Here is an 18447-nt window from a genome sequence, read left to right as displayed (position 1 = left end):
CTTACCAATTGGTGAAGGGAAATCTGGCTCATTTGTTAGAGATATTCAACAACAACTAATCAGAGCGGGTTACCGTTTACCACGTTTCGGCGCAGATGGAATTTATGGTGATGAAACAGAAAAGGCAGTCATGAGATTTCAAAGAGATTTCAATTTAGCTGTTGATGGATTAGTCGGACCAAATACACTATCTAAATTACAACAAGTAAATCAACAAAGAATTTCTGCACCCGATTTCCCTCTACCATCAGGGATTCTCAGACGTGGAAGTGAAGGAGAAGGGGTTAGGCAGGTTCAACGTGCATTGAAGGAAATCAACTTTGATCCAGGTCCAATTGATGGTATATATGGCCCTAGAACAGAAGATGCAGTAAGAAGATTTCAATTAATGTACGCAGCTCTTGCAGATGATGGAATATATGGCCCAAACACAAGAAAATATATACGAATGGAATTAGAGGATTAGTTCATTAAAAAATGAATAACAAACCAGATTAGAACATAAAGTATTACTACATCACAGAATAAACAACAGGCTAAGAAAGCACGTTGCTCATATAGAGTGGCGTGTTTTCATTTTTTATAAACAAGGTTCTGAATAACTTATTTCTTCCGTAACATCAAAAAAGATCTAACAACCAAGTGTTAGACCTTTTTCTTACTCTTATACCTCAGCCAATTCTCCTCGATATAGCTCATTCTTTCTTACAGTAATGTTTAACTCCTTTGCCAGCTTCCTTAACTCCCTTTCTTCCCGTTCTGTCACGATTGAAACAACAGTTCCTGAAGCCCCTTGTCTTCCTGTTCTTCCAGATCTATGCACATATTGAGAGCTTGTAGATGGTAAGTCATAATGAATAACATGAGTAAGTTCTGCTATATCCAAACCTCTTGCAGCAACATCTGTTGCAAGTAAAAGGCCTTGCTTTTCAGTACGAAGACTTTTTAACGCTGCTTCTCTCTCCTCTTTTTTAGTGTCACTATGCAAGAGGTGAACATCCACTCCTTTATAGTCGAGTTTCTCACCTAATACACTTAAATTACCAATATCCTTTACAAATCCTAATGCTTTCATAGGAATATTCTTCACGAGCTTTTCCAGTATGAGTGCTTTTTCTCTTTGTTCACAAACAAGGTAAACATGATCAACTTTTCCAGTTGGTACTTCTTCCTTTCCAACCTTTATAATCTCAGGATCCTTTTTCATTAGATCTCTTGCTTTCGATTCTGTACTTTCATTTAAAGTGGCTGAAAAAAGTACTACTTGTCTTTCATTAAGAGTTGTTTTCACAATATCTTGTATTGTTTTTTTGTGTTCAGGAATTAAAAGCTGATCTCCTTCATCAAGAACAATTGTCTTTACTTCATGCATTTTCAATTTTTTCATTTTAATTAATTCATAAATTCTTCCTGGGGTCCCAAGAATGATTTGTGGGCTCTTTTTTAGTTTATCTACCTGTCTTTTTATATTAGCTCCACCAATAAAGGAAGCACTAGTTATTTCACTGCCTTCTGACCATTTCTTTACTTCGTCGAAAATTTGCATAACAAGTTCTCTCGAAGGAGCCAGTATCACAACTTGTGCCGCTTTTCTGTTCACATCAATTTTGTTTAATAATGGTAGTACATATGCTAACGTTTTCCCTGTTCCAGTTGGGGATTCGGCAACCACGTCTTTTCCTTCAAGTATTTGTGGAACAGCTTTAAGTTGAATCGCCGTAGGATTCTCAAATTCTGCTTTTGACCAATTAGATTGAATAAATGGCTCAAGCTCTTGTAAAAAATTCTCTAGTGTCATAAGTGTAACTCTCCTTTACATTTACCGCTTTATGTAACTATTATGATTAGACTGTTTGTGCACACACATTCAGTTGATCTCATTATTTAAAAAGTAATAATAATCGTATTATTCCCTTTTTAGCTATCATTTAAAAAGTCAGTATTATAAGTATAGCCTTTTTTCCCTGAAGAGAAATAACCATTCGTCATATTTCCCCAGAAATAATTTTATTTCTACAAGATTTGCTTTTTATCATACTCATACATTATCTTTCTAACTTTTTCTTATCTTTTTATGTATAGAAATCTCTTAATAAGGGAATAGTAATATTACATCCCCCCCCTTTACTATATATTGAAAAAACCTCCTTATGGGGGTTTTTTCGTTTTGCTCCTGAACATCTCTTTTTATTTAATTCTTATAAATTTTATACTAGATTTTAAGTCTACATGAAATGATGAGAAGTCCTTCCTAACAAATGTCGATTTGCGGACATCCCTATCCATATTTCTTTCCAAAATGACAACTTCTTTATTTTTTTCCTATTTTATGTTTACATCACATCAATATAGGGTAATACCCCACTAGCATCAATAAAAAACTCCATACTAACAGTGTTCGATTGAGCATTTATATAGGAAATGATTATGACTTAAGAAAAGGTGGGTTATCCAATGGTTAAGGAAATTCAAATTAAAAAAATGAATGAAATTAACGACGAATTAGCAGCCATTTCAAGTGAATGTGAACGTGCTTTCTCGGAATGGTTTCATGATCGAGGTAATTCAAAACTATTAAAAGAATATCGCTCACTTCTCGGTAAACGTGAAGACATCATAAAAGAATACAAATCATATCTTATTATTAACTAAACATAATAAATTCATTTATTACTTACTATACTTGGCTAACAAGAAAAGGTTCTTGTTAGCCAAGATTAATTTTTACTTAATATAACTACTTTTAAATAATTTCCTTCTTTAAACTCTCGAGAAGTTCTAAAATCAGCTGGTAAACTAAATTCCTCAAGAATGGTGTAAGCTTCTCTACTTTCTTTAAAAGCTTTATCAATAAACCCTTTAAATTTCTTCATACTAAATGTACTACAGTTGGATGAAGCCACAATAATTCCTTTTTTAGCGGTAATTTGAATTGCTTGCTTTAATAAATCAGGATAATCCTTTCCAGCGCTAAATGTATGTTTTTTAGAGCGGGCAAAGCTAGGAGGATCTAGTATGACCATATCGTAATTCAGCTTCTTTCTAACAGCATATTTAAAGAAGTTAAATACATCCTCTACTATAATATCTTGTGCCTCATAATCAATTTCATTTACACTGAATTGTTCTATTGTTTTTGCTTTGCTTCGGTTAGCAAGGTCAACACTGGTTGTTTTAACAGCGCCTCCGAGTGCAGCAGCAACAGAAAAAGCCCCTGTATAAGAAAAGGTATTTAATACATGCTTTCCTTTTGCATACTTATCACGTATGGCTTTTCTGACATCCTTTTGATCCAAAAATACGCCGACCATTGCGCCTTCATTCAAATAAACGGCAAATTTAATACCATTTTCTTTCACAATAAGAGGGAAATTGGCTCTTTCTCCAATAACAAAGTCATCATCCTCAATATATGTTCCCTTAACATCAAATCTCTTCTTTTCATAAACACCTTTGAAATCCACAAATTTTTTCATGGCTTCCATTATGTCTTTTTTAAAGTGATAAATTCCTTCACTATACCAGGTGATTACGTAATAACCATCATAATGATCAATCGTTAATCCACCAATTCCATCACCTTCTCCATTAAAAACCCGAAAAGCTGTTGTATGTTCATCTTGATAAAATGACGAACGAGCATTTATAGCTATATTTAATTTATTCTCAAAAAAGGATTGATCAATCGCTTCTTGTTGGTTATTGGTTAAAATCCATCCTCTACCTTTGTTTTGTATACCATAGTATCCTTTAGCTAGGAAATGATTGTTTTCATCAAACAAATCGAGAATGGCTCCCTCTTCTTTTAAAGCATTTATATTTTTGATGGCTTCTTTATTGATTAATGGATATCCTGATCGAAATTGATTAACAAAATTAGATTTTATTTGGAGTTTTACTGTTTTATTCATCTACTCACACCTATTTTAAAATTTCCGTCAAACGAATCTATTCCATCATACCGATCTTTTTACAAAAAAGAAAACCCCTCTTAAAAAGAGGGGGCAAGAAACTATCTTTATACCCACCACATTTGTGATGGCTGCTCATTAATTAAGACAGATTTTAAGTTTGTAACAGCACGCTCAAAGCCTTCGTCGATAGACATGATTGGATCTTCATGTTCAATACTTACAACATAGTCATATCCATAAGTACGTAGAGCACTCATTATGTCATTCCACTCTGTTAGACTGTGACCACAACCAACGGATCTGAACGTCCAAGCTCTTGTCTGAACTTCACCATATGGCTGCATATCTGTTAATCCATACATATTAACATTATCTTGGTCAATATAAGTATCTTTTGCATGGAAATGATGAATAGCATTTTCTTTCCCTAAAATTTTAATTGCTGCAACCGGATCAATTCCTTGCCACCAAAGATGACTTGGATCCAGGTTTGCACCAATTGCATCACATGTAGCTTCACGAAGCTTTAGCATTGTATATGGTGTATGTACTAAAAATCCACCATGTAACTCTAAGCCAATTTTCACATTGTGCTCTTTCGCATACTGTCCTACTTCTTTCCAATATGGAATTAACTTCTCTTCCCATTGCCACTTTAGCACATCGCCATATTCATTTGGCCAAGGAGTAACAGGCCAGTTCGGATGTTTTGCTCCCTCATGGTCACCAGCAGTCCCTGAAAATGTATTAACAACAGGTACATTCATTAACGATGCAAGTTTGATTGTTTTCTTTAGTGTTTCTTGAGAATCTAGAGCAAATTCCTTATCAGGTGAAATTGGATTACCATGACAACTGAATGCACTAATAACTAAATCACGTTCTTGTAGTTTCCCTAAGTACTCATTACGTTTTTCTTCACTCTCAAGTAATGCATCCAAGTCACAATGAGCTCCACCTGGATAACCACCAGTTCCAATTTCAACTGCCTGCAAACCGGAAGCTTTTACTCGATCTAACATATCCTCAAAAGATTTATCATTAAAAAGAACTGTAAAAACACCTAATTTCATCGAAAGTCCTCCTTTATTATTCTCTTTACTCATGAATATCCAGAGGCATCTAGACATTCATGAGTTTACCTCTTCATTATTTTGACTCTGCTGATTGATAGATTCCATCAATAATTTGAGAAACCTGCAGAGCTTCTTCTGGTTTTACAACAAGCTCAGCTCTTCCTAGACAAGCATCAAGAAAGTTCCTAGCCTGAGATAGACCAGGATCATCCTCACCAGAAATCCAAGCAGCCTGACTGTTTATAAGCATGTCATCTTTCGCCGCATAAAACTCCAGAGGAAAAACACTTAATCCACCATCAACGCCTGATATACTTACGTGCTCTTCATCATCCAATATATTTGCAGCCCATGACGTTTCTAGTAATAAAGACGCCCCATTTTCAAACTTAATGTATGCTGTGACATGGTCATCTACATTAAATGTTTCATGGTCAAAGCTACCCCATTGATTAACCGAATTGGGTTGTTTGCTTAATGCATTGTACGTACTGCCATTTACCTCAACGTACTTTGGACTTCCCATTAACCAAATAGCCAAATCTAGTAGGTGACATCCATAGTCAATTAAGCTACCTCCACCTTGGAGTGACTTATTTGTAAAAACACCCCAGCCAGGCACCTTTCTTCGTCTCAAAGCTCTTACTCTTGTTACAAGTGGAGTACCGACATCTCCCATCATTTTCTTTGCTGCCTGTGAATTTTTCATAAAACGATAATGATAAGCAATCGCTAACACTTTATTTGTTCGTTTTGAAGCTTCAAGCATCGCTTCACATTCTTCTGCTGTAAGTGCCATTGGCTTTTCACATAGAACATGAACTCCTGCTTCAAATGCTGCAATTGTCATTTCAGCGTGAAATTTATTCGGCGTACAAATAACGACAGCATCAACATGTTGAAACATATCCTTATAGTTTTCAAATACCAGCTCAATTTTAAATTTATCTGCTGCTTCTTGTGCTCTTTCTTTGTTAACATCACTTACAGCTGTAATTACACAATCCTCAAAGCTTTGAAAAGCTGGGATATGTCGGCCTTGTGCAATACCACCGACTCCGATTATTCCAATCTTTAGTTCACTCATTTTCATCACTCAAATACTTTTGCAATTGTTTTTGTTTCGTTTGATTTGAGTGCAGCAATAATAACCGCTAACGATTTCATACCTTCTTCTCCAGTGATTAGAGGCTCTTTGTTTTCAACAACACTTGAAATAAAATGATCAATAACATGTGAAGAGTTTTGACCACCTTCATCGTTTGATTGAATTTTTCCAAGCTCATACTTTACTACTTCACCATTTGTATATTGAACGACTAATGAATAAGTTGGATTATCCTCTAAACGAATAATTGCCTTTTCACCATAAATAATTGTTGAGTTATCTTCTTTTGCTGTGTAAGACCAGCTTGCTGCAAGTGTTCCAATAATGCCACTTTCCGTTTTAAGGGCACAAACAGCCGTGTCATCAACATCTGCAAATTCTTTAGCTGATGTCTCAATGAATGCTCCAACCTCAACAATTTCTTCACCTAGTAAATAGCGCATTAAGTCCGTTTTATGAACACCTAAATCACCCATTGCCCCGATATAAGCTTTTTCCTTTTCAAAGAACCAGCTATCTCTTCCATCTTGGCTCCAGCCCTCTGGACCAGGATGTCCAAATGCAGTTCTAAAGCTGTAAATTTTCCCAATAGAACCGCTTTCAATTAATTCTCGAGCAATTTGATGTGAACGTACAAAACGCTGATTATGAGCAATCATTAGTTTTTTATCATTTTTCTTAGCCGCTTCAATCATTGCATCTGCTTCCTCTTGAGAAGTTGCCATTGGCTTTTCACATAATACATGAAGTCCATTATTTAGAGCTTCAATCGTTACAGGCGCGTGTAAATAGTTAGGTGTACATACACTAACAACATCTACCTCTCCACTATGGATAAGCTCTTTATAATCAGTAAATGCTTTTGCACCATATTTATTAGCAATTTCTTTTACACGATCTTCTACAATATCACACACAGCCACTAGCTCTACATGTTGATTTGAAGCATATTCAGGTAAGTGACGATACTGAGCAATACTACCACAACCAATTACACCAACTCTTAATTTTCCCATTAATAATTCCTCCTAATATGTGTAATGAATTTTTCTTATTTTTTATAAATTACTTAGCTGAGATTGTTTCTAATGGCTTAGCATTTCCATAAACAGGACGTTTACGGTTAACAGGCTTTACATATTTAACAGCATTTTTAATTACAGTTTGTATTTGCTCGTTATGGTATGTTGGGTATGTTTCATGACCTGGACGGAAGTAGAATATCTGACCATTACCACGTTTAAAAGTACATCCACTTCTAAAGATCTCTCCACCCTCAAACCAGCTTGTAAAGATCAACTCGTCCGGTGCAGGAATATCGAAGTGCTCACCATACATTTCTTCTTTTTCGAGTTCAATATACTCTCCAATTCCTTCTGCAATTGGATGACTAGGATCTACAACCCAAAGTCGTTCTTTATCATCAGCTTCACGCCATTTTAAATCACAGCTTGTTCCCATTAATTTTTTGAAAATCTTAGAAAAATGTCCTGAATGCAACACAATAAGTCCCATTCCATCTAGCACTCTTTGCGCAACCTTTTCGACGATTGAGTCCTCTACTTCATCATGTGCAAGATGCCCCCACCAAACGAGTACATCAGTATTTTCTAAAACCTCATCTGTTAGTCCGTGCTGCGGCTCATCTAATGTAGCCGTTTTCACTTCATTGTTGTCTTGTTGTAGAAAATCAGCAATTGCACCGTGGATTCCCTTTGGATAAATCTCGCTAACTACGGGATTTTTCTTTTCATGTCTGTTTTCATTCCATACTGTAACTTTAGTCATTGTATTCATCCTAATCTAATCGTATTTTTTATCATGATTTTATTGTATATCATTTATCATATTCAAATTTTTACTAGTTATCTGTTAAACTTATCTCTTGAATACAGCTTCATTTGTTACATCTAAAACAATGAAGTTAGTGAACCGGTTAACAAACCATATCTATTTCTCCGATTAGATGAGCTCACCTCCTTAAATGTCTGACTTTCCTTTAGTCGAATCCCTGACAACGAGTTCAACAGGGAGCATAATCTGCTCAGGGTGTACATCCTCACTTTCAATCACAGTGATACATGTTTCTGCTGCAATTGATCCTTTTCGAAAAACATCCTGACGTATTGTCGTTAAGCTCGGTGAAGAAAATTTACTAATCATCAAGTCATCGAATCCAACAATTGCATAGTCTTCAGGAATTCTTTTTTTATGATCGTTAAGTGATTTAATGATTCCTAATGCAGTAATATCAGAAGAGGTAAAAATAGCTGTTATATCTTGTTTTTTCATTAATTCCATTCCAATGGAATATCCATTTTCAAAGGTATTTAACTTTCCTTCAACAACCATTTCTTTATTAAAAGGAATACTAGCTTCCTTAAGAGCCCGCTTAAAACCTAAAAAACGTTGGCCGTCTACCGCACTATCTATCTTTCCATTTGGTATAAAGCAGATTTGAGTGTGACCATTATCGATTAAATGCTTTGTGCCCAAATATCCACCTAGCTCGTCATTGATGCGAATATTATGGTATGCATCAGCATACTCCTCAAACGAATCGACAAACACTAGCGGAATAGATAGCGGTTTCATTTTTTCGAATACATTAAGAGGAAACTTGCCTAAAACCAAAAGGGCATCTAAGTTTCGCTTCATGATCCAGTTTTTGCATTCCTCCGCTTTAGAGATACCGGAGATAACAAAATCATATCCATTTTTTCGACAAGTATATTCAACACCACTTAACAATTCGCTAACATAAGGATTTTCCTTTAAAATCGGTGCTAATGTATCTTCAACTAATGGCATAATCACACCAATCATCTTAGACTTTCTTTTCGATAAACTGATCGCGGTAAAATCTGGTTGATAGTTTAATTGTTCAATAGCCTGTAATACACGATCTTTCGTTTCCTCTGATACCTTGTTTACTCCATTGAGTACGTAGGACACCGTAGCAGCCGAAACTCCAGCGTGTTTAGCTACATCACGTATTGTCATTTTTTGATTCATATTGCCTCCCGGTTAAACGGTTAACTTATGATGTCATTATATAATGTTGGGTAAAAAAAGATCAAGGGTTATATAAAAAATTTTATTCTTATTGCTAAAAATTAAGTACTGCTTCAATATAAATTATTCCATTAAAAATCTTAAATCTACTATGTATAAAAATAGTAAAAATGGCAAAGATGATACTATTAACTTAGTAGATTGAGAGGAAATAAAAATGATAAAAAGTTTTATACCAGCTATCTTATTAATCTTTTTTACCTTTGTAGGCTTTAGTGTTTACTTTTTGTATCAATTAAGTCTTTTCACTTTGAAGGTAATGGTCTATACGATTTAAAATGTACTCTACATATATTCCTAGGAAGATGCACATGCTAATCATGGTGTTTATTACACCAATAACAACGATGTGGGGGAAAATGACATGAATATTCGTGAAGGATTAATACCAACTGCATTAGGTTCAGCTGTTACTGCTACTGGATATGCATTAAAACAAAGACGCGGTTCTAATAAAATGGTCGCAAATACTGTTTTTGGTTTTGGTCTTGCCCACGTAGTATTAGGTGCCATTGACCTTGTCCAACATCGACGTTAACAATAAAGGTGAGCTAATTACGGCTCACCTTTTTCCTATTCTATTGCATTTTCTGGGCTATACAATTGAAGCTCTAATTCAGTTTCTTTTCCCATAGCAAGATTAGCAAGCTCTAAACCAAGAAATGGACCACTCGTTAATCCCGAGGCTCCCAACCCATTTGCTACTAATAAACCATCATACCCTTGTATTGGACCAATAACTGGGAGAAATCCAGGTGTAAATGGACGGAATCCCACTCTTGTTTCTACCATAGAGCTTTCAACTAAACCTGGTGCTACCTCAAGAGCTTTACTTAATATTTCATGAACTCCACCTGCTGTTACACGAAGGTCAAAACCAACATCATCCTCATGTGTTGCACCTACTACAACCCTACCTTCTTCAAAAGAAAGAATATATTGATTGTTAGGTGGCATCACGACTGGCCAAGAGCTTGTTTCTACGTTCTCGATATGAAGATGAATAATTTGTGCTTTTTGTGGCTTAACGATGAAGTTTATCCCTAATGGACTTAATAACTCCTCTGACCAAGCACCACCAGTTATAATCACTTGATTAGCCTCAATAACTTGTTTATTAACACGAACCCCGGTAATATGCTTTTTATCTTGAACTAATGAAACAGCATTTTCTTCAATAAAAGTAGCACCGTTCTTTTTTGCTGCCCTGACTAATGCTGAACGAAGTGCTCTTCCATTGACCCGTGCTCCCCCACTTACATGAACAGAACCGTATTCTGATGATAGGGGTGGAAATAAAGACTGTGTGTCTTCAGGTGATAATATGTTAATTTCACCGATTTCCGGTGCATCTTCTCTTCGTTTAGCAGCTCGTTCTGCCATTTTTTCAAGCTTTGCTGGATCTTTATGCAAACTAATTGCTCCGACTTTGCTATAACCTGTTTCTGTTTCACCATCATCTTCTAATTTCTTTATTAATTCCGGATAATAGCGAGCTCCACCTTTGACCATTTGATACCATGCTTTGTTCCGTCGTTGAGACAACCATGGACAAACAATACCAGCAGCCGCATCTGTAGCCTGTCCCTTATCTTTTCTATCTATAACAGTAACTTGAGCACCAGCTTTAGCTAAATGATAAGCAGCTGATGCACCGAGAATTCCCGCTCCAACCACGATATAGTTCTTCAATTAATACACCTTTTTCTGCATCCTTTTTTAATTATTTTACCCTAAGTTTGGTGTAGGACTCAATTCGAGTAATTATAAAGGGCAATTTAAAAGGTGTGTATTAGATACACACCTACTTTGTCTCTTCAATATCAATAAGTTAAAACAGTCCTTACAGTTAAAATAATGAAAGTGAAAAAGCCTACTTGATTTTTGATCATTTCGCCAGCTCCTTTACCTTTTGTTTTTGTTAATTTCAATATACAGAAGGTAAAAGATGTATTCCACATTCATGTTATAAAATGTAACATTAATTTTCAGAAAATTTTAAATTTAATTTATTCACCATTCTTCTCGCCATCTCTTCCCCTGCGGCAACCCCTGATAGAAATGCACTCTCAACCCGTGTTCGCCCACTACGATCATCTTTATGTAAAAACACATCACCAGCCAAAAATAAGGGGAATGTTTGTTCAAGATCTAAGAAAGGATGTTTTATTGTTGAAGTCGCTTCTGAGTATCTCCACCTCTTTAGCTGTAGCTCTATGATTTTTTCTTTCTGTAAAACAGGCTTTAAGCTCTCTAGAAGAAGTGCCTTAATTTCATGATCTTCTAAATGATAATGATTTTTTGCCCATTGCCCTGTTGTGTATATACTAAGGGTTGTAAGACTTGAAATTCCCTTTTTCTTATGATCAACAATGCGGTCGAGTCCATCAGGCAAGTTTTCATTAAGAATTCCTACCTCTGGGAGAGTAGATGAAGTAGGTAAAGATGCTAATAATACAAAGCAAGGATGATACGTAACATTTTTTAGCATCTTATTAAACCTATGATCTATTTCTAAATTATGAAGCAATTCTACTGATTGTGGTACTGGCGCAGTTATGATCACCGCTTTTGCAGCAATTTTTGTGTGACAATCAGTTAGTAATAAGTAATGATCCTCGGCATTTTGAATGTTAATAACTTTTGTATTAAATATCACTTCCAGGTTTTCACCAAGTTTTTTTACGAGACTGTTCATTCCATTATTACTTTTATAACGTGAGTAGGTTTTGCCGAACCATTTGCTTACGAAATCATTTTTCTCCCACTCTTCCACAAAGGATTGGAAATGCTTTGTTCGTACTGTAAAGAATTGAGCACCATGATCAACCCTGCCTTCTCCAATACGTCTTGTTGCCATTCTTCCTCCAAGACTTTTTCCTTTTTCAATGACTAACACATCATCTACACCATTTTCTTTTAAAGTTCTAGCAGCCATTACACCTGTTAGACCACCACCAATAATGACAACATCCCTTAACACCCTATCTCCCCCTTTAGCTAACGTTCAATTATCTCCATTCTAAGACCATCCTTTATTCGAAGGGAAACAAGTGGATCAGGTATAGCCTGTTCACCTTCAATATGTCGAAATTTATACTTTCTTCCTATAATCGCTAATATTAAGACAGTTTCCATAACGGCAAACTTATATCCAATGCAGCTTCGGGAGCCCCCTCCAAAGGGAAAATAAGCAAATGGAGGAATGTTCTCATTAGATCCACTCGCAAACCGATCAGGCTGAAACTCCTCTGGATTTGGGAACATCTCATGATTACGATGAATGGCATAAGAACAAATCATAAAAGTGCTTCCTTCTTTAAACGTCTCCCCTAATAACTCCACATCTTTATCTGCCTCTCTGTATATAAGCCAAGCAGGTGGAAACAGGCGAAGTGCTTCTTTCATCATTTGCTGAGTATATGCTAGCTTACTATAAACCTCAAATGGTGATTCTTCCAATAAAGAAATAGCATCAATCTCTTCATGAAATTTACGTTCTACCTCAGGGTTTTGACTTAGAGCATAAAAAATCCACGTTAATAAATTGGCTGAGGTTTCATGACCTGCAAGGAGCATTGTCATCATTTGATTCCGTATTTCTTCATCAGATATTCTTTCACCTGTAGCAAGTGTTGTATCCAACATCATCCCAACCATTGTCTTTTGGTAGTTTTCCGGATTCTCCTTCGCTTGCTTGATAATTTCATAAATCATGTTTTCAAGCTTACAAATCGCCTTTTTATGTATTTTATGTCTTTTTGTTGGAACATTTAACGGTAAAATAACAGGAGACAATAAGGTGTGGGCAGTTTGCTCAATCGTTTCACTAACCGCTTTTGCAAGCAGCTCTTTGTTTTTCTCTAAATCTGTTGCAAACATAACTTTTGAAATAATTACTAATGTTAACTGCATCATTTCATCACTTAGGTTGCAATTCTTTCTATGATGAAGCGTTTCAACAAGCTTCTTCGTTTCCTCAACCATTGTCATCGCATAATGATTTAAACGTTCTTTATAGAAAATCGGCTGGTAATAGTTTTTTTGTCTTCGATGCTCTTCCTTTTCAGTAGTCAGAAGTCCATCACCAATCGTTCTCCTTAATACTTTTGTTGTCCGTCCCTTTCGAAAAAAAGAATCCTTTGTCACTAAGATCTCCTTAACAAACTCAGGTGAATTAACAATAAAAGAGGGTTTAAATCCTGTTCGTAAAGAAACAATATCCCCCTTATCCAACATGTTTAAAAAGAAAAAAAGGGGGTCTTTCTGAAATTCAATAAAGTTTTGAAGTCGTGGGGTTGTAACGTCCTTTAATCTACTCATATGAGAATCTCCTTAAATAAGTGATTTCTTTTTATTGTATCTAACTTATGAAAAAAAAATAAAAGACAATGTGCTACATATTGTCTTAAACTTCCAGAACATATAGGCCTTTATCGAATAGACTATAATAACTATTCAGTCGAAAGGATGGCTACTATGCAGAATCCTATGGGTTTTTTCAATCAAAAAAATGGCTTTCCCTTTCAGGCAATGCGCCAGTCACAGTTTAGTCCGGAGAATTTGCTTGAATTAAAAAAGATGGTTAAGCAATATCACTCCATTTTAAATGATGATTTTTGGAGTAACATCCATGGATTAGGTACGAGTAAACGAAAGGAAATTCAGTTAATACCAATTGAAATTTGGGAAAGTGAACATAACATTTACCTATCAATCATTTGCCCCGGGTTAAAAGAGTTGAATCATGCGAAAGTCTTTTTTCAAAATGATCAGGTGTTAACATTAAAAATAAAGCATCAATCAGTAAAGCCTGCGGGTGCAGATACTTTACTCTCAAGTGATCTTCCACAAACAACATATGAAAGAGAAATCTTTCTCCCTAAATCAGTAATGACATCAAATTATTCTTCTAGCTATGAAGACGGGATCCTCACCTATGTATTGAAAAAAGCTGAAGATCATGAGTCAGATTTAGAAATTCCATTTGATTTTTAACAAGGGAGGGACTAAGTATTCCAAAAATTGAAATCAATATCGGAAACTTCAAAGTATATAGTATTGCTGGAACGTCTTCTTTAGTTGTTGGTAAGGGATATTATCATGAATTAACAAGTCAAACAAAAACGACAAATGGTGTTGGAAGTGCATATGGAGATGGTTCTTACATTAATATGAGTCCATATCAATCACAAGTTAACGACCCTGATATGAAGGTGAAAAATAACCAAAGTCATTATCCTTATTACGCTCCCTCTTATGTGATGAATCCATATTATTTGCCACCTTATCCCCCCTACCTATGTGTATATCCCGTATATAAATAATTCACTTGCTCAGGTTAGGACTGCAGGTGAATTATTTATTTTCAGTTAATAATTACAAAAGACTATAACCATCAAAAGACTATAAAAAAAGTACACCTTGTTTTAAGTGTACTAAGAACTCTGTATCAATCTTCTAATCCCAAAGATGATTGCGCTATAGGCATCATTGTATCAACACCATCTGGATCAAAAACATTAGAAGCAATTGGCTGAAAGTTATTAAAATCAAAATCTCCAAATGTTTGACCGGCAATTAAGTTATTTTTAACCTGACTTTCTAATGATTGATAAAAAGATTCCCCAACTGAAAATGCTGCGTTTGTTTCCATTTGGTTTATTTTTACCCCACCAAAAAAGATTATACCTACTGGTTCATTATCACCAAATACCATACTCCCACCACCTTTTTAAAAAGTTAGATAAACTTCTAGAATTCCGTTGTTATAAGTAAAATTGACATTTTTCTTATTCACCTTTTTAGGAATCTTAATTCTACGGTGAAACGGACCTTGATAAATTTCCTGCAAGATAATATTCTTATTGTTTTCAGGAACTACTGTTACAACTTTCCCTTTTATCTCAAGATCATCATGCTCACTAAAGGATACCTGTAAATTTTCCTTTTTTACCCCAGGAAGGCTAAGACGAATATAATACCCATCACTCGTTTCAAACAAATCAACCCTTGGAGAGCGAATTTCCTTTTGACTATTATTCTTTATTCTTGAGTTTCTTCTCATTCCGTACGGTTTCTTATTGCCTTCGTAATACATAATGATCCCTCCAGTCGAATAAGAATTATATAGTATATTCAGTGACATCAAGAAATGTGAAATAAGGAGTGTTCTTGATGCATTCCAACTCTTCTAATCAAGATCTTATCCATCAGATGCAACAACAGATTCATTATATGCATAAATATATTCAACACTTAAATCAATATATTAATCAACAGAATGTATATGAATATTACATTCAAGGCTTAAATGTCGGAAAAGTCACAGGAACTCTTCAGTTAGGACAGCTCATCAAGAATGAGCTAAAGGATCGTGATGGACTCCATCGCTTTATAATCGGTGAAATTAACATCAGAGAAATAGAGGGTACGGGAACAGTTGGCCTTGGAGTAATGGAAAAAGAAGATGCAAAACAGCCACCAAGTGAAAATGATGAGGAGCTTAATAAGCTTTATGAAGAATTAAAAATACAATTACATATTGAAGAAGTTCCTGCTTTTTTAAAAAGTATTGAGATAGGCACATTAACAAAGATTCAAACTTGGATGGGGAGCAACTTGGAGTTAAATGAAACATTAACAGCTTTTTATGAAAATATTTTATTTATCTTAAATGAAAGAATTAATCCTGTTATTAACATAGCTACTCCATCACTATCTGAAGATACATATATTGAACTTGCTGATGAAATTGAAATTCAAGCAAAGTCCTTATTTGTGATTTCAACTTTATTACAAATCATATCACCAGGATATATAGAGAAATATAAAAATAAATCCCATTTTAATACTTTTGAACAAGCGGAATTAGATCAAACGGAAAAACCAGTCACATCTCAGCAGATTATAGAAAAAATCAAAAAAGGTTTTAGGTTGAAAAATCTCCCCTTTGTCATTGAAGAGGAATTAGATGAGTCCCCCGAAACCTTGAGATATTTTTTTCATCATATTGTCCAGCCAATCGTTGAATCTGGGGATGCTGCACTTTACATTGGTAACATTTTAGCCCTAATTATCAAGAGTACTGGGGAATTTTCAGAAGAGGAAATTGATTTAAACATTGAAGAACAAAGCAATCTTTTTTCACAACTAATCAATTTTTTAGATGAGTATATCAAACATATCTTGCTTGAATACTTATTGTTACAGATTTAAGAATTCATTAGTAAATAAAACTTCTTTCAATATTTAAACACAAAAAAACTAACCTGTTTACGGTTAGTTCTGACTTTACGCGCCTTAGAGGATTCGAACCTCTGACCGACGGCTTAGAAGGCCGTTGCTCTATCCTGCTGAGCTAAAGGCGCATTATATATATGTATTTCTGGCGGAGAAAGAGGGATTTGAACCCTCGCGCCGCTTACACGACCTACACCCTTAGCAGGGGCGCCTCTTCAGCCTCTTGAGTATTTCCCCACATAATAAAAATGGCTCCGCAGGTAGGACTCGAACCTACGACCGATCGGTTAACAGCCGATTGCTCTACCACTGAGCTACTGCGGAACAACTATATTGTACTTATGGTGGGCCTAAATGGACTCGAACCATCGACCTCACGCTTATCAGGCGTGCGCTCTAACCAGCTGAGCTATAGGCCCATAATATTTGGAGCGGGTGAAGGGAATCGAACCCTCATCATCAGCTTGGAAGGCTGAGGTTTTACCACTAAACTACACCCGCATAAAAAAGTGTCCTGGAGGCACCACCCGGATTTGAACCGGGGATAGAGGTTTTGCAGACCTCGGCCTTACCACTTGGCTATGATGCCTTAAAAAGTAAATGGCTGGGCTAGCTGGATTCGAACCAACGCATGTCGCAGTCAAAGTGCGATGCCTTACCGCTTGGCTATAGCCCATTGAATTAGCTTCAGGAATAGGCTTCCTTGAATATGCTACATGTATCCTCATCGCAAGAGGATATTTTGGGTTATTTCTGACAGGAAATAACACGAAATATCGTCGACTACTAGGTATACTTTCAACCTTAATCAGTCTCGTTCACTTCATATTCCACACTTTTTACACATAAATTAATGTCTTGTGCTCAAACCAACAAGAGGATATTTCTTTTCTGCATCTATAATTACTAAGTAACAAGTTACTGAGCAACGATGTCTGAATATAAAATTGGGGCGGCTGATGGGAATCGAACCCACGAATGTCGGAACCACAATCCGATGCGTTAACCACTTCGCCACAACCGCCACTAAAAGGGAAATGGTGGAGGGGGGCAGATTCGAACTGCCGAACCCTAAGGAGCGGATTTACAGTCCGCCGCGTTTAGCCACTTCGCTACCCCTCCATACTATTCAATTACAAGTGGTGGCTCGGGACGGAATCGAACCGCCGACACATGGATTTTCAGTCCATTGCTCTACCAACTGAGCTACCGAGCCATAAAATTAGTTAGTATTAATAAATAAGATACAAGATTGCTCTTCACGTATCATTTATTTATTCCTTTAACTTGTTAGTATTTTAAGGTTTTCAATTAGTGAATCGTCCTCATCTCAGAGGGATTATTCAAGATGCAGCTCGATGAGTACGCTGAAGTTTATTCAGAGAAGCATATTCGAACGTGCTCTACCAACTGAGCTACCGAGCCAACATAGTTTACGGCTTCCACTAAGCTTCAAATCTCTGCGTCAGCTCGTTCATTCACATCCTCACGTATGGTTATACGCTCCGGTGTTCATTCACTCGCTTCCTTGATCTTTTCGCTTATTGAAACCCTCTTACTCTATAATTAGACTAGAATAAGTATAAATAATAATGGCGGTCCGGACGGGACTCGAACCCGCGACCTCCTGCGTGACAGGCAGGCATTCTAACCAACTGAACTACCGGACCAAAGTTTTTTCACGTAGTGAAATTAACTAACCTTAACATATATTTCTAATATGTTTGGTTGCGGGGACAGGATTTGAACCTGCGACCTTCGGGTTATGAGCCCGACGAGCTACCAGACTGCTCCACCCCGCGATGATAAAAATATAAAAAGTTTTAAGAATATGGAGGAGGAAAGGGGATTCGAACCCCTGCGGGCTTTGACACCCCTGTCGGTTTTCAAGACCGATCCCTTCAGCCGGACTTGGGTATTCCTCCGTAATAAATGGACCCTGTAGGACTCGAACCTACGACCGGACGGTTATGAGCCGTCTGCTCTAACCAGCTGAGCTAAGGGTCCAATAAATGATTTTACTCATTTATTA

At 36.2% G+C, this 18447-nt stretch carries 18 protein-coding genes and 14 tRNA genes; 6 read left to right on the top strand and 26 right to left on the bottom strand.

Going from position 1 to position 18447, the window contains the following annotated elements; translation table 11 throughout:
- Window positions 1-7: 7 nt before the first annotated feature.
- Entirely contained in the window at window positions 8-466 is a 459-nt protein-coding gene (locus tag D9842_RS26425; RefSeq protein WP_373995131.1) for a peptidoglycan-binding domain-containing protein, read from the top strand.
- A gap of 198 nt (window positions 467-664) precedes the next feature.
- On the opposite strand, the gene D9842_RS22990 is transcribed toward D9842_RS26425, so the two are convergent.
- Window positions 665-1798 carry a DEAD/DEAH box helicase gene (locus D9842_RS22990; RefSeq protein ID WP_121664469.1) on the bottom strand — a complete coding sequence of 378 codons (1134 nt, stop codon included), beginning with the start codon at window positions 1796-1798 and terminating at the stop codon, window positions 665-667.
- Window positions 1799-2454: 656 nt separating this feature from the next.
- Here D9842_RS22990 and D9842_RS22985 point away from each other — a divergent pair.
- Window positions 2455-2652, top strand: coding sequence for a hypothetical protein (locus D9842_RS22985; RefSeq protein WP_098798571.1), 198 nt, complete (start codon window positions 2455-2457; stop codon window positions 2650-2652).
- A 65-nt stretch (window positions 2653-2717) separates the two neighbouring features.
- On the opposite strand, the gene D9842_RS22980 is transcribed toward D9842_RS22985, so the two are convergent.
- From D9842_RS22980 to D9842_RS22955, 6 genes are all read right to left on the bottom strand, one after another.
- Window positions 2718-3911, bottom strand: coding sequence for a class I SAM-dependent rRNA methyltransferase (locus D9842_RS22980; RefSeq protein WP_121664468.1), 1194 nt, complete (start codon window positions 3909-3911; stop codon window positions 2718-2720).
- Between the two features lie 107 nt (window positions 3912-4018).
- Window positions 4019-4987, bottom strand: coding sequence for a sugar phosphate isomerase/epimerase family protein (locus D9842_RS22975; RefSeq protein ID WP_121664467.1), 969 nt, complete (start codon window positions 4985-4987; stop codon window positions 4019-4021).
- 76 nt (window positions 4988-5063) lie between these two features.
- Entirely contained in the window at window positions 5064-6077 is a 1014-nt protein-coding gene (locus D9842_RS22970; protein ID WP_373995082.1) for a Gfo/Idh/MocA family protein, read from the bottom strand.
- 5 nt (window positions 6078-6082) lie between these two features.
- Window positions 6083-7114: a Gfo/Idh/MocA family protein gene (locus D9842_RS22965; protein WP_121664465.1), complete on the bottom strand. Its 1032-nt coding sequence runs from the start codon at window positions 7112-7114 to the stop codon at window positions 6083-6085.
- A gap of 49 nt (window positions 7115-7163) precedes the next feature.
- A complete protein-coding gene (locus D9842_RS22960) occupies window positions 7164-7886 on the bottom strand; it encodes a ThuA domain-containing protein (protein WP_121664464.1) in 723 nt (240 codons plus the stop codon).
- 192 nt (window positions 7887-8078) lie between these two features.
- Window positions 8079-9113, bottom strand: a complete 1035-nt coding sequence (locus D9842_RS22955) for a LacI family DNA-binding transcriptional regulator (protein WP_121664463.1) — start codon at window positions 9111-9113, stop codon at window positions 8079-8081.
- A 424-nt stretch (window positions 9114-9537) separates the two neighbouring features.
- On the opposite strand from D9842_RS22955, the gene D9842_RS22950 reads away from it, so the two are divergent.
- Entirely contained in the window at window positions 9538-9711 is a 174-nt protein-coding gene (locus D9842_RS22950) for an asparagine synthase (RefSeq protein ID WP_098798565.1), read from the top strand.
- Window positions 9712-9746: 35 nt separating this feature from the next.
- Here the strand turns inward: D9842_RS22950 and D9842_RS22945 are convergent, their stop codons facing one another.
- The 3 genes from D9842_RS22945 to D9842_RS22935 all read right to left on the bottom strand — a co-directional run bounded on the left by D9842_RS22945 (window position 9747) and on the right by D9842_RS22935 (window position 13496).
- Window positions 9747-10865, bottom strand: a complete 1119-nt coding sequence (locus tag D9842_RS22945) for an NAD(P)/FAD-dependent oxidoreductase (protein ID WP_121664462.1) — start codon at window positions 10863-10865, stop codon at window positions 9747-9749.
- Between the two features lie 289 nt (window positions 10866-11154).
- A complete protein-coding gene (locus D9842_RS22940) occupies window positions 11155-12156 on the bottom strand; it encodes an NAD(P)/FAD-dependent oxidoreductase (RefSeq protein WP_121664461.1) in 1002 nt (333 codons plus the stop codon).
- Window positions 12157-12173: 17 nt separating this feature from the next.
- A complete protein-coding gene (locus D9842_RS22935; protein ID WP_121664460.1) occupies window positions 12174-13496 on the bottom strand; it encodes a cytochrome P450 in 1323 nt (440 codons plus the stop codon).
- A 156-nt stretch (window positions 13497-13652) separates the two neighbouring features.
- Between D9842_RS22935 and D9842_RS22930 the strand changes: the two genes are divergently transcribed.
- Complete coding sequence (locus D9842_RS22930; RefSeq protein WP_162987534.1) at window positions 13653-14171, top strand: Hsp20/alpha crystallin family protein; 519 nt, start codon at window positions 13653-13655, stop codon at window positions 14169-14171.
- Between the two features lie 17 nt (window positions 14172-14188).
- Window positions 14189-14500 carry a spore germination protein gene (locus tag D9842_RS26700; RefSeq protein ID WP_121664458.1) on the top strand — a complete coding sequence of 104 codons (312 nt, stop codon included), beginning with the start codon at window positions 14189-14191 and terminating at the stop codon, window positions 14498-14500.
- Window positions 14501-14625: 125 nt separating this feature from the next.
- Here the strand turns inward: D9842_RS26700 and D9842_RS22920 are convergent, their stop codons facing one another.
- Window positions 14626-14892, bottom strand: coding sequence for a spore germination protein (locus D9842_RS22920; protein WP_121664457.1), 267 nt, complete (start codon window positions 14890-14892; stop codon window positions 14626-14628).
- A gap of 15 nt (window positions 14893-14907) precedes the next feature.
- Window positions 14908-15273 carry an Hsp20/alpha crystallin family protein gene (locus D9842_RS22915; protein WP_162987533.1) on the bottom strand — a complete coding sequence of 122 codons (366 nt, stop codon included), beginning with the start codon at window positions 15271-15273 and terminating at the stop codon, window positions 14908-14910.
- A 77-nt stretch (window positions 15274-15350) separates the two neighbouring features.
- Between D9842_RS22915 and D9842_RS22910 the strand changes: the two genes are divergently transcribed.
- The gene (locus D9842_RS22910; RefSeq protein ID WP_121664455.1) at window positions 15351-16391 is read left to right on the top strand and encodes a hypothetical protein; all 1041 of its coding nucleotides are present in this window, start codon (window positions 15351-15353) and stop codon (window positions 16389-16391) included.
- 78 nt (window positions 16392-16469) lie between these two features.
- On the opposite strand, the gene D9842_RS22905 is transcribed toward D9842_RS22910, so the two are convergent.
- From D9842_RS22905 to D9842_RS22840, 14 genes are all read right to left on the bottom strand, one after another.
- Window positions 16470-16543, bottom strand: a tRNA-Arg gene (locus D9842_RS22905).
- An 18-nt stretch (window positions 16544-16561) separates the two neighbouring features.
- Window positions 16562-16652: transfer RNA gene (locus D9842_RS22900), tRNA-Ser, on the bottom strand.
- Window positions 16653-16664: 12 nt separating this feature from the next.
- Window positions 16665-16739, bottom strand: a tRNA-Asn gene (locus D9842_RS22895).
- 18 nt (window positions 16740-16757) lie between these two features.
- Window positions 16758-16834 (bottom strand) — tRNA-Ile (locus tag D9842_RS22890).
- Between the two features lie 8 nt (window positions 16835-16842).
- Window positions 16843-16916, bottom strand: a tRNA-Gly gene (locus D9842_RS22885).
- Between the two features lie 14 nt (window positions 16917-16930).
- A tRNA-Cys gene (locus D9842_RS22880) sits at window positions 16931-17004 on the bottom strand.
- A 12-nt stretch (window positions 17005-17016) separates the two neighbouring features.
- A tRNA-Gln gene (locus D9842_RS22875) sits at window positions 17017-17091 on the bottom strand.
- A gap of 272 nt (window positions 17092-17363) precedes the next feature.
- Window positions 17364-17439, bottom strand: a tRNA-His gene (locus D9842_RS22870).
- A 14-nt stretch (window positions 17440-17453) separates the two neighbouring features.
- Window positions 17454-17537: transfer RNA gene (locus D9842_RS22865), tRNA-Tyr, on the bottom strand.
- An 18-nt stretch (window positions 17538-17555) separates the two neighbouring features.
- Window positions 17556-17631: transfer RNA gene (locus tag D9842_RS22860), tRNA-Phe, on the bottom strand.
- Window positions 17632-18008: 377 nt separating this feature from the next.
- Window positions 18009-18085 (bottom strand) — tRNA-Asp (locus tag D9842_RS22855).
- Window positions 18086-18140: 55 nt separating this feature from the next.
- A tRNA-Met gene (locus D9842_RS22850) sits at window positions 18141-18217 on the bottom strand.
- A gap of 30 nt (window positions 18218-18247) precedes the next feature.
- Window positions 18248-18340, bottom strand: a tRNA-Ser gene (locus D9842_RS22845).
- A gap of 8 nt (window positions 18341-18348) precedes the next feature.
- Window positions 18349-18422: transfer RNA gene (locus D9842_RS22840), tRNA-Ile, on the bottom strand.
- Between the last annotated feature and the right edge of the window lie 25 nt (window positions 18423-18447).

Origin of the sequence: Metabacillus litoralis (assembly GCF_003667825.1) — a bacterium.
Lineage (GTDB): Bacteria > Bacillota > Bacilli > Bacillales > Bacillaceae > Metabacillus > Metabacillus litoralis_B.
Note: the sequence above shows the minus strand (reverse complement) of the source record. Positions and strands in the feature narration are given on the sequence as shown.

Bases quoted from the DNA above. Each gene is read 5' to 3' on its own strand.
- D9842_RS22935 (WP_121664460.1), bottom strand. From the start codon at position 13,496: ATGAGTAGATTAAAGGACGTTACAACCCCACGACTTCAAAACTTTATT.
- D9842_RS22960 (WP_121664464.1), bottom strand. From the start codon at position 7,886: ATGACTAAAGTTACAGTATGGAATGAAAACAGACATGAAAAGAAAAAT.
- D9842_RS22950 (WP_098798565.1), top strand. From the start codon at position 9,538: ATGAATATTCGTGAAGGATTAATACCAACTGCATTAGGTTCAGCTGTT.
- D9842_RS22930 (WP_162987534.1), top strand. From the start codon at position 13,653: ATGCAGAATCCTATGGGTTTTTTCAATCAAAAAAATGGCTTTCCCTTT.
- D9842_RS22920 (WP_121664457.1), bottom strand. From the start codon at position 14,892: ATGGTATTTGGTGATAATGAACCAGTAGGTATAATCTTTTTTGGTGGG.
- D9842_RS22955 (WP_121664463.1), bottom strand. From the start codon at position 9,113: ATGAATCAAAAAATGACAATACGTGATGTAGCTAAACACGCTGGAGTT.
- D9842_RS22970 (WP_373995082.1), bottom strand. From the start codon at position 6,077: ATGAGTGAACTAAAGATTGGAATAATCGGAGTCGGTGGTATTGCACAA.
- D9842_RS22985 (WP_098798571.1), top strand. From the start codon at position 2,455: ATGGTTAAGGAAATTCAAATTAAAAAAATGAATGAAATTAACGACGAA.
- D9842_RS22990 (WP_121664469.1), bottom strand. From the start codon at position 1,798: ATGACACTAGAGAATTTTTTACAAGAGCTTGAGCCATTTATTCAATCT.
- D9842_RS22915 (WP_162987533.1), bottom strand. From the start codon at position 15,273: ATGTATTACGAAGGCAATAAGAAACCGTACGGAATGAGAAGAAACTCA.
- D9842_RS22980 (WP_121664468.1), bottom strand. From the start codon at position 3,911: ATGAATAAAACAGTAAAACTCCAAATAAAATCTAATTTTGTTAATCAA.
- D9842_RS22910 (WP_121664455.1), top strand. From the start codon at position 15,351: ATGCATTCCAACTCTTCTAATCAAGATCTTATCCATCAGATGCAACAA.
- D9842_RS22965 (WP_121664465.1), bottom strand. From the start codon at position 7,114: ATGGGAAAATTAAGAGTTGGTGTAATTGGTTGTGGTAGTATTGCTCAG.
- D9842_RS22975 (WP_121664467.1), bottom strand. From the start codon at position 4,987: ATGAAATTAGGTGTTTTTACAGTTCTTTTTAATGATAAATCTTTTGAG.